Raw genomic sequence first — 10,016 nt, forward strand, 5'->3', positions numbered from 1 at the left:
GGCGCTGGATCTTCTTCGTGAACCTGCCCATCGCGGCGGTGACGATCCTGTTGTCCGTCACCGTATTTCCCGCCTCGCAGCGACACCCGGGACGGAATGTGGATGTGCCGGGCATGCTGGCCTTCACGCTGGCGGCCGCAGGCGTGACCTTCGGCATCATCCGCGGTGGCGAGCACGGCTGGGGTGACGGCGGCGCGCTGGTGTCGTTCCTGGTCGGCGTAGCCGCTGTGGCGATCTTCGCGGTCATCGAATCCCGGACTGCCACACCGATGTTCCCGCTGTCGCTACTGCGCAATCGGATGCTGGGGGCGACCCTGATCAACGCCCTGGGGCAGACCTTCGCGGCGTTCGCGACGCTGCCGCTGCTCTCGCTGTGGCTGCAGCAGCAACTGCATATGACCCCGTTGAACGCCGGTCTGGCCATGCTGCCCATGGCCGCAACCGCATTTCTGGTCGCCGGAATCACCGGCCGCCTGCTGCACGATGCGCGCCCCGAGTGGACCATCGGCGCGAGTCTGATAGTGGTCGGCGCGGGCTCGGGACTGCTGGCACTGATCGGCCCCGGATCCTCCTGGGTGGCAATGGTTCCGGGATTCGTGGTGATCGGCGCGGGTATCGGCGTCAATGGTCCGGCGCTGGTCGCGACGGGCATGGCGGCCGTATCACCGCAGCAGGGTGGAACCGCCGCCGGTGCGGTGAACACGGCACGACAGCTTGGGCTCGCCTTGGGAGTCGCGGTGCTGGGCACCGTATTCCGCGATGTCGCCGGTGATGCACGGCGGATGCCGTTGTCCGACTTCGTGAGCGGGCTGGACGCCGCCGCGACGGTGGCAGGAGCTGTGGGTCTGACCTTCGGCGTGGCGGCATTCGCCTTGTTCCGGCGGGCGCGGGCGCAGGCGCCGGTGAGCACCCCCGCCGAACCGGTGCTCGTCGGCTGAGCACCGCAGAGTACCGGCCGGTCCTCGCTCCGCACACTCGGAGCGGGGACCGGTCTTTTATTCAGCGCAGCAACGAGATTCGATCTGTATCCATCAGCGCCTGCGCCTGTTTGAACTGCCGCAGCGACGGCGTCACCTCCATATCCACGATCCCGTCCAGCGCACCCAGCCGCTCGGTGACGAACCGGAACAGATGCGGAGTATCACGGCAGATCAGCGCGGCCGTCAGCGTGGTCGGACCGGTCGTGGCCGCGACATAGGTGACCTCCGGATACGTAGCGAGCGCGGCGCCCACCGCCAGCAGATCGGCAGGTCTGATCTTCAGCCAGATCGCCGCGCGCACCGCATAACCCATGCGCTCCTGCGCGAAGTCGAGATCGAAGTACAGCACCCCGGATTCGAGGAGTTCGGCCATGCGCCGAGCCACCCGCGGCGCACTCCAGCCGGTAGCCGCGGCCAGCTGCGCATAGGGCGCGCGGCCGTCCCGCGCCAGAATGGTCAGCATGGCCTCGTCCGCGCGCGTCAGTGCGACCGGTTCGTCGAGGACCGCCACATCCTGCACCGGCCGGCTCGGACCCAGCGCAAGCAATTGGTCCGCGGTGAGCAGGCGGCTGTAGCGCGGCCACTCCTCGTCCAGCCGGAAATTGTGCATGACCTCGTGCGCGATCAGTCCGGTGACCTGGGGCGTGTTCGGAATCATGGTCAGCAGCAGGGCATCTCGCCGTTGCGCGGTGCGCGCGCGACTCACGCACATCACCTCCGAACCGGTGGACAGCAGTGAGACCCAGCTCAGTTCGGGCAGCCGCGCCAGCGCCTCCCCCAGTCGCAGCGCGCCACTGGGCGTCGTGCGAATGCGCAGAATCCACCGCGCATGCCCGAGTGGCACAACATTTATCTGCCCAGAGATCTGAAGGATGCCGCGCTGCCGCAGCAACCGGTAGCGGCGTGCGACCGTCTGCTCCGAAACACCGAGAATGGCGCCGAGTGTCGCGAAGGCGATGCGGGCGTCCACGACCAGCCCGTGCACGATTTGCTTGTCGAGATCATCGAGAACAGCGGATTCCCTGGGTAATTCGGAGGACACCGGAGGAATCTAACGAGAAGACCGCTGTGGGTGTGCGGAAAGCGACGAGGGTCGCAGGCTGAGCGTCGAAAATCGTTCGCTCTTCTGGAGGCTCCTGTGCGGAAATGGCTCCCCCTGCTCGCCGCGTGCCTGGGCACGTTCATGCTGCTCATCGACGTCACCATCGTCAATGTCGCACTGCCCAGCATGGCCGGTGACCTCGATGCCGGATTATCCGGCCTGCAATGGATCGTGGACGGCTATGCGCTTGCCCTGGCCGCGCTACTACTGGTCCTCGGGTCGCTCGCCGACCGGCTCGGCGCGAAACCCGTCTACATCGCCGGACTCGCGCTCTTCGCCGTCTCCTCGCTCGCCTGCGGAATGGCCGGTGACACTGCGGTTCTCGTGCTGTCGCGGGTATTGCAGGGCGTCGGCGGCGCGGCCATGTTCGCGACCACCCTGTCGCTGTTGCACGCCACCTATACCGGCCGCGATCGCGGTATCGCCTTCGGCGCCTGGGGCGCGGTGGGTAGCGCGGCCGCCGCGTTCGGGGTGGTGCTGGGCGGTGTACTCGTCGATCTGCTGTCGTGGCGGTGGATCTTCTTCGTCAATCTGCCGATCGCGGCACTCACCATCATTCTGTCGGCGAGCGTTTTCCCGGCGTCACAACGGCATTCGGGGCGTCATACGGATCTGCCGGGCATGCTGAGCTTCACGGCGGCGGCGACCGGCGTCACCTTCGGCATCATTCGCGCCGGCGAACACGGCTGGGGTGATGGTGCGGCGCTGGCCGCCCTGCTGGCCGGGGTGGCCGCCGCCGCACTCTTCGTGGTGATCGAATCCCGCAGCGCCGCGCCGATGTTCCCACTGCAGCTGCTGCGCAATCGCACCTTCGGGGCGACCCTGTTCGGCGCGTCCGGCCAGACCTTCGCGGCCTTCGCCAGCTCACCGCTGATCTCGCTGTGGTTGCAGCAGCAGCTGCACTTGAATCCATTGCACACCGGTCTGGCCATGCTGCCGATGGCTGTGACCGCTTTCCTGGTGGCGGGCGGAACGGGCCGCTTCCTGCATGATGCCGAGCCCGAGTGGACGATCGGTGCGGGCCTGATCGTGATCGGCGTGGGCGCGGGCCTGCTGACCCTGGTCGGCACCGGATCCTCCTGGACCGCTTTGATTCCCGGGCTCGTGGTGATCGGCGCGGGTGCGGGTGTCAATGCTCCCGCGCTGGTGTCGACGGCTATGGCGTCGGTACCGCCGCAGCAGGGCGGTCTCGCGGCCGGTGTGGTGAATACGGCTCGGCAGCTGGGCATGGCATTGGGAGTCGCGGTGCTGGGCACCGTATTCCGCAGTACCGCCGGTGATCAGCAGCCGGCCCCCCTCGAGCATTTCGTTGATGGGCTGGATACGGCGTTCGGGGTCGCCTGCGGGGTCGGGGTTGTATTCGGGGCCGCGGCATTCATGCTGTTCCGCCGGGCACGAGTGGAGACACCCGCAGCCCTCCCCGCAGAGGCAATGCTCGTCGACTGAGCGCTCCCGCCGGTTGAGCGGTGCCATCGGTTGAGGGGTTCTCATCGGTTGAGCCGGACCGGGGCCCTCCCAGTAGCGAAATGCACTGGGAGGGCCCTGTTTCTGCGCGAGATCTACTCGAGCGGCAGCGACCAATGCTCATCCGCCGCGCTGCGCGGACCGAAGATACGCCGCTCGGACTCCTCGATGCGAGTGTCGTTGATACTGGCCTCACGCCGGGACATGAGCCCTTCGGGACTGAACTCCCACAGCTCATTGCCGTAACTGCGCCACCACTGCCCGGATTCGTCGTGCCACTCGTACTGGAAGCGCACCGCCATGCGGTTATTGCGCGTGCCCCACAGCTCCTTGCGCAGCGCGTAGCCGTTCTCGGTGGCCCACTTGCGCTTCAGGAATTCCACGATCTCCGCGCGGCCGGTAATGAACTCATCACGATTGCGCCACACCGAATCCTCGGTGTACGCCTGCGCGACGATCTCGGGATCACGGGTGTTCCAGGCATTTTCGGCGGCACGAACCTTGATTTCGGCCGATTCCATATCGAAGGGTGGCAGCGGGGGACGCATGACGGGGATCCTCTCAGGGATTGACGGGCGAGAGTTCGGGCGCACTCCAGCGCAGCGAACTCGCGCCGGAGATCTCTACCACCCGGGTGATGGTGAAGTCGATGGCACATTGCGCGCCGGGGGTGAATGCGGCTTCGTCCCAGGTTATTTCGGCGGTGCCGGTGAGCTGCAGTGTCCCACCGGTGCGCCAATCCGGGACCAGCAACCCGCAGCGTGGGTCGGCGGCGATATTGCCGAGGGTCATGAACATGGAGTTGCCGCGATAGTCGGGCCAGCGCAGGTGGGTCGGGGAAATGACCTGCAGGAAGCCGGGATTACCGCCGCGATGGGAGGCGTCGGCATTGCCGTTCGGATCGGCGGAGGCGATGAAGAAGGCATCCGCCGCCGAGATCGCCTGCTGCTGAACGATATCGAGGGCATCCCCGTGCCGCACGCTCACCGGCCCGGTCTCCGACCACCGCTCGACGCTGCGGCGAGAGATGTATTTCGGGCAGTTGGAGTACACCTGATCGGTGGTTATGCGCAGGCCCGTCCCGGCGGGCTCGACGGCGCCGTTCACTCGCATCCGCCGCCGCAGCTGCGGTTGCAGCGCAATCATTCCGAGATGCCTTGGGCTGCGCAGCGATTCGAACAACGGGTCGCCCGCGACCGGCAATGCATCGACCTCGATGACCCGATCATCGAGTGCCCGTGCGAATCCCGGCCGGCCGGTGAGCTGGCTCGCCCAGAGCCTGCCCGCATCATCGGCGGCGGCCACCACGACCATCGGCTGCTGAGCCAGGAAGTCGGCGGCGGCATCGGGAATGTAGGGACTGATCATCCGCCCGACCCGCTGGGCGGTATCGGCCTGGCCCATCCGTTGCTGGACGGCCAGTTCTCCCGGGTGATAGGCGACGGTCATAGCGCACTCCTGTCAGCGACCGCTACGAATTCCGCAGCGGCCGGCGGTATTTCGGTTCAGAAGAACCCACAGGTGGGAGCCGCGCCGCTCGGCGCGGGAGCGTGCTCGGCGCCGGTGGGCGCGAATACCTCGAGCCGGATGCCGTCCGGATCGGCGAAGAAGATGCCACCGGAGGCCGCGCCCTCACCGTGTGCGACAACACCGTCGTGGGCGAAGGTCACCTGCAGTTCCTTCAGCACCGTTTCCACCTCGCGCACCTGGTCGATGCTGTCGACCTGGAACGAGAGATGGTGCAGGCCAGGTGTTTTCGACGAGAACTCACCGTCGCTCTGCTGCCACAGCGTCAGCTGGAGCTGACCTGCCGCACCGAGGAAGGCGAAGCGCTGCGCGCCTTCGCCGCCCGCGCCGAGCTGCTCCAGCCCGAGGGCGCGCGAATAGAAGTCCACCGAACGGTCCAGATCGGTGACATTGAGACCGATATGTCCGGTGGCGAGCGCGGGTGCAGTCATGAGAACCCCTCTGGAAGATTTAACTGTTATTAATGGTTTGACTGGTTAGAATCTAAGGCTGGGGCTATCCCACTGTCAACCCTCATATTGATTGTTACCGGTTAGAAGGGAGGCGATCCGCCGATGCCGGGTCCGGGACAGTTATCCTCGGGCGTGCCCGATCCACGCCCCCACCTCGGCGAACCGCTCGCCGTGGACCTGCTGAACACCCGCTGGATGACGCCGGCGGGACAGCAGGATCTGCTCACCGATGTGGACGGACTGCGCCGGTGGCTGGCCGACAACAATCTCACCGCCGTGGCCGACGAACCGACATTGCGCGCGGTCGTCACCGCCCGCGAGGCCATTCTGGGCGCGGTGCGCGGCGAATCCGCGGACGATCTGAACAAGGTCCTGGAGCACGGGCGCATCCGCCGCACGCTGACCGCCGACGGCCCCGCCGACGAACCCGATGTCCGGCACCCCGAATGGCTGCCGGCCTGGCTGGCCGCCGACAATCTCCTACACCTGCTGGCTACCACGCCCGGCCGCATCAAACAGTGCGACCATCCCCACTGCGTGCTGTGGTTCCACGACACCTCGAAGAACGGCGCCCGCCGCTGGCACTCCATGGCCACCTGCGGAAATCGCGCCAAGGCGACCCGGCACTACGCCAAGAAGACGCACCCCGGCAGCTAGCCGGTCACCATCTTCCGCGCGGCACATCGAACTCCGAGCACAATGCCCGCCACACCTCACGCGGATCCACCCCGGAATCGATGGCCTGCGCCCCCGTCTTCCCAATACGCGGCAGTACATGGTCGATGAGCAGCGCATCCCCGCGCGCCGTACCGAATTCGGTATGCAACAGCTCCTGGAATTCCGTCAATCGCACGGCCGCGAGCCTACGCCACGAGATCACACCCGCAGTACCGGTCGTCCTGCGCGACAACCCGGCAGCGACCGAGAACACTCTCGTCGCGCCGAATCACCTCACCCGAGCCGACTGCCGCGCCGGCGCTGCGGAATGGACGCGACTCGTACTCACCAACAGCCTGCACAGAAGCTTGGCCACCGCAGCCTGGCACGCACGACTATCCCGCGCGGGCAGCTTCAGCTACGTCGTGACACACCTGGACCGGATCTGAGACCACCGCCGCACCAGCGGCTGCGGACTTGGCCGCAGTCGTGTAGGCGGGATCGTCGAGGATCTGCTTGATGGCGTCGCGGACAGCTTCGGGCGTGAGCGGGCGCACGAGAATCGAACTGCCTTGGCGGACAGCACGATTGGCAAGTTCCCATTGGTCACCGCCGCCGGGGATGGTGACGATGGGGACGCCCGCCAGCAGAGATTTGGCGAGCAGGCCGTGCCCGCCGCCGCCGATGACGACCGAGGCATGGCGCAGCAGTTCGTCCTGACGGCCCAAACCTGCTGTGGCCCAGGGCGGGAGGCCGGTGGGCGGGGTGTCGAGGGTGGAAACGGCGACGCGGACGCCCGCACCCTCCAGACCCGCGAGGACCGTCGCGACCATATCCGCAATGCCGGTGTGCGCGGTGGAGGGCGCGACCATGACCAGGGGTTCGTCACCCGGCGGCAGGTCCAGGATCTTCTCGGTCGGCTCCCACAGCAGCGGGCCGACCAGGTGCGCATCCTCCGGCCAGTCCGGGCGCGGCACCTCGAGCGCGGGCAGGGTCGCGATCAGCCGCGCCGCCGGACCCGGATCCTCCGGGGGCAGGCCGATACTCGTGCGCGCCTGCTCCCGTTGCACCCCGCCGCGGCGAATATCGCGCGCGGTCATGGTGCGCAACACGGAATCCCGCATGCGCCCGCGCATGCCCTCCCCCGGCGCGAGACCACTTCCGATGGGCGGCAAGGCTTTCGAAGGCAGATACAGCGGATGCGGCGACAACTCCACCCACGGCAGACCCATGCGCTCGGCCGCCATCCCGCCCCCTGCGGTCAGCACATCGGACACCACCATATCCGGCAGCATGGCACTGAGATCAGGCAGGATCTCGGTCGAAATATGCGCCGCACGTTGATGGATCCGCGCCCCGGCATCCATATCGTCATCCTCGGCCCGCGGCGCCAGCCCCTTCAGCCGCCGCACCCCGATCCCGGCCTCCCGCGCCGCATCGAACCAGCGCGGACTGGTGAACAACACCGCATCATCGCCCGCAGCCTGCAACCGCAGGCACATCGCGATCGCCGGAAACGCATGTCCCGGATCAGGCCCCGCCACCACAGCTACTCGCACGAGCCCACCATGTCATACCACCGCCCCCGCAGCGTCACCACCACCGCCAACAGCCCGAACACTGGTAAGCACGCCGATAGCCAGCAGATTTCGCCGGGGCAAATCACCTTCAGCACTTCCCCTTCCCGCCTCCTCACCAGAGCTCGGCCCCGCGAGCTGCGATTTCATCAGGGCCGCCGGGCCTCCGCGTTCATGCCGTGCAAACAGCCGCGCTACCGGCACTCGGCCGGACCCGACTGTTCACACGGCGGGCCGGCAGGCTGTTATCGATGCCGCTGCACCGTGGCGAAGTCGGCTCGGCCGAATCGATCTCGGTCTGCGCACTGGGTTCAGTTGCTGAATCGATAGAGCTCGAAGCTGATGGCGTGGGCGGCTGGGAAGCCTTCCTTCGGGCCTGCGGTCATGTCGAGGACGGCGCGGGCCTGGGTGGCTACCGGTTCCGGGCTGAGGGCTTCGAGGTAGCGGGTGTGGGCGGTGAGGGATTCGACGGCGAGGTCGAGGGTGTCGGTGACGTCTACGGCGTGGCTGCCGTCCGCGATGCCGTAGACGGCGGCCCAGCGGGGTGAGTACGGGGGCAGGTCGGCGAGGTCGGGGTGGATCCACTCGTTGCCGGCGTCGGAGACAGCGTCGAGGGCGGCGCGGCCGACGGCGCGGTGGTCGGCGCTATTGGCGTAGCCGCGGGCCCAGACGTCGCCGAAGTTGAACAGTACGACCAGTTCTGGGCGGTGGCGGCGGATGGCGGCGGCTAGGTCGCGGCGCAGGGTGAGGGTTTCCTCGATACGGCCGTCGGGGTAGCCGAGGAATTCGACTTCGGTGACGCCGACGATTTTGGCGCTGGCTCGCTCCTCAGCTTCGCGCAGTGGGCCGGCTTCGGTGGGCGGCAGGCCGGCGATGCCGGCCTCTCCGCTGCTGACCAGCACGTACCGAATGTCCTTGCCCTGCCGGGTCCATCGCGCGACGGCCGCGGCCGCCCCGTACTCGATGTCATCGGGATGCGCGACGATCACCAGTCCGCGCTGCCAGTCCTCGGGGAGCTGTTCCATGCATGAATTCAACACCACGCCGCACCGTGGTCAATACGACCTCAGGGGTGCGAGGGCGCTGCGATGCTTGCGAGGCAGGACCTGGGCGGTTGATCACCAGGAACTGGCCGTTGGCGCTTCTCGGCCGACACGACGCTCAGTTCCTGGTGATCTTGAAGGCCGGGGGCGGGCGGGGTCAGAGGGCGGCGAGGACTCCGTCGAAGGCGGCTTCGGCTGCGCCCAGGAGTTTCAGATCTGCTCCCAGGCGGGACTTTTCGACGCGGACGCCGCCTAGGGCGCGGCTGACCATGCTGCGGCGGCGGACCTGGTCGCCGATGCGGGCGACGGTGGCGTCGGGGAGGGCGGTGAAGAGGTCGCCGAGGACCACCAGTTCGGGGCCGAGGATGTTGACGACGTTGACCAGGCCGAGGATCAGCCAGTCCAGGTATTCGCTGAGCCGGGTGTCGCAATCGCCTTGCAGGGTGCGCAGTTCGGCGACGATCGCGCCGCGCGGACCGTGCTCGGGGAGGCCGAGGGCGCGGCACAGGGCGGCCTCGCCGACCTCGGTTTCCCAGCAGCCCTCGTTGCCGCAGTGGCAGGCGCGGCCGCCGGGTCGCACCGTCATGTGCCCGATTTCGCCGAGGTAGCCCGCGGAACCGCGCAGCAGCGCACCCTGGGTGATCAGCCCGCCGCCGACGCCCACATCCGCGGAGACGAAGACCGCGTCCCCCGCACCCTTGCCCACACCGCGCAGATGCTCTGCCAGCGCACCGAATTCGGCATCGTTGCCGACCACCACCGGCACATCCAGCACCGCGCTCATGCGCTGCCCGAGCGCCACCTCGGCCCACCGCAGGTTTTCCGATGAGCGCACCAGCCCGTCGGAGCGCCGCACCACACCCGGCACCGAAACCCCCGCCGCGACCGGCGACAAGCCGAGATCACCCGCCAACAGCGCGGCGGATTCGGCGACGTGCGTGATCACCTCGTCCGGTTCCCGTTGCCGCCCATGCAGATTCCAGCTGTTGCGCCCGAGGATATGCCCGCCGAACCCCACTATCGCGATCCCGGCGTGCTCGGCCCGCACATCCACCGCCAGCACCACCGCGGCTTGCGGCTGCGGCAGCACCAGCAGCGACGGCCGTCCGGCGCCGCTCGCCATCCGCGGCACCCGCTCCTCCACCAGCCCGTCCTCGGCCAGGGCGTCGACCAGCATCTTGATGGTGGATCGATTGAGCCCCAACGCGATAGCG

General features: G+C 67.8%; 11 protein-coding genes. 3 read left to right on the plus strand and 8 right to left on the minus strand.

What is annotated here, in order from left to right:
- On the plus strand, positions 1-938 hold a 938-nt coding region (locus JWN03_RS44130), incomplete at its 5' end, for an MFS transporter (protein WP_297628743.1).
- Between the two features lie 61 nt (positions 939-999).
- Here JWN03_RS44130 and JWN03_RS44135 read toward each other — a convergent pair.
- Positions 1,000-2,022: an Lrp/AsnC family transcriptional regulator gene (locus tag JWN03_RS44135; protein WP_297628745.1), complete on the minus strand. Its 1,023-nt coding sequence runs from the start codon at positions 2,020-2,022 to the stop codon at positions 1,000-1,002.
- 96 nt (positions 2,023-2,118) lie between these two features.
- Between JWN03_RS44135 and JWN03_RS44140 the strand changes: the two genes are divergently transcribed.
- Positions 2,119-3,528, plus strand: a complete 1,410-nt coding sequence (locus tag JWN03_RS44140) for an MFS transporter (RefSeq protein WP_297628746.1) — start codon at positions 2,119-2,121, stop codon at positions 3,526-3,528.
- Positions 3,529-3,641: 113 nt separating this feature from the next.
- Here the strand turns inward: JWN03_RS44140 and JWN03_RS44145 are convergent, their stop codons facing one another.
- From JWN03_RS44145 to JWN03_RS44155, 3 genes are read right to left on the minus strand one after another with little or no spacing between them, the layout of a single operon-like run.
- Positions 3,642-4,094 (minus strand): nuclear transport factor 2 family protein, encoded by a 453-nt coding sequence (locus JWN03_RS44145; protein WP_297628748.1) that lies wholly within the window; start codon positions 4,092-4,094, stop codon positions 3,642-3,644.
- A 13-nt stretch (positions 4,095-4,107) separates the two neighbouring features.
- On the minus strand, positions 4,108-4,995 hold the full coding sequence (locus JWN03_RS44150) for a pyridoxamine 5'-phosphate oxidase family protein (protein ID WP_297628749.1): 888 nt from the start codon (positions 4,993-4,995) through the stop codon (positions 4,108-4,110).
- 56 nt (positions 4,996-5,051) lie between these two features.
- On the minus strand, positions 5,052-5,504 hold the full coding sequence (locus JWN03_RS44155) for a VOC family protein (RefSeq protein WP_297628751.1): 453 nt from the start codon (positions 5,502-5,504) through the stop codon (positions 5,052-5,054).
- A 153-nt stretch (positions 5,505-5,657) separates the two neighbouring features.
- Between JWN03_RS44155 and JWN03_RS44160 the strand changes: the two genes are divergently transcribed.
- Positions 5,658-6,182, plus strand: coding sequence for a CGNR zinc finger domain-containing protein (locus JWN03_RS44160; RefSeq protein WP_297628753.1), 525 nt, complete (start codon positions 5,658-5,660; stop codon positions 6,180-6,182).
- A 4-nt stretch (positions 6,183-6,186) separates the two neighbouring features.
- On the opposite strand, the gene JWN03_RS44165 is transcribed toward JWN03_RS44160, so the two are convergent.
- The 4 genes from JWN03_RS44165 to JWN03_RS44180 form a co-directional block, all read right to left on the minus strand.
- Entirely contained in the window at positions 6,187-6,378 is a 192-nt protein-coding gene (locus JWN03_RS44165; protein ID WP_297628755.1) for a DUF3046 domain-containing protein, read from the minus strand.
- Positions 6,379-6,577: 199 nt separating this feature from the next.
- Positions 6,578-7,741 (minus strand): glycosyltransferase, encoded by a 1,164-nt coding sequence (locus JWN03_RS44170; RefSeq protein WP_297628757.1) that lies wholly within the window; start codon positions 7,739-7,741, stop codon positions 6,578-6,580.
- A 329-nt stretch (positions 7,742-8,070) separates the two neighbouring features.
- Positions 8,071-8,784, minus strand: a complete 714-nt coding sequence (locus tag JWN03_RS44175; RefSeq protein ID WP_297628758.1) for a PIG-L deacetylase family protein — start codon at positions 8,782-8,784, stop codon at positions 8,071-8,073.
- Between the two features lie 175 nt (positions 8,785-8,959).
- The coding region (locus JWN03_RS44180) for an ROK family protein (protein ID WP_297628759.1) at positions 8,960-10,016 on the minus strand (1,057 nt) is incomplete at its 5' end.

The sequence above is a fragment of the Nocardia sp. genome, assembly GCF_025465275.1.
Taxonomy (GTDB): Bacteria; Actinomycetota; Actinomycetes; order Mycobacteriales; family Mycobacteriaceae; genus Nocardia.

Bases quoted from the DNA above. Each gene is read 5' to 3' on its own strand.
- JWN03_RS44145 (WP_297628748.1), bottom strand. From the start codon at position 4,094: ATGCGTCCCCCGCTGCCACCCTTCGATATGGAATCGGCCGAAATCAAG.
- JWN03_RS44150 (WP_297628749.1), bottom strand. From the start codon at position 4,995: ATGACCGTCGCCTATCACCCGGGAGAACTGGCCGTCCAGCAACGGATG.
- JWN03_RS44155 (WP_297628751.1), bottom strand. From the start codon at position 5,504: ATGACTGCACCCGCGCTCGCCACCGGACATATCGGTCTCAATGTCACC.
- JWN03_RS44175 (WP_297628758.1), bottom strand. From the start codon at position 8,784: ATGGAACAGCTCCCCGAGGACTGGCAGCGCGGACTGGTGATCGTCGCG.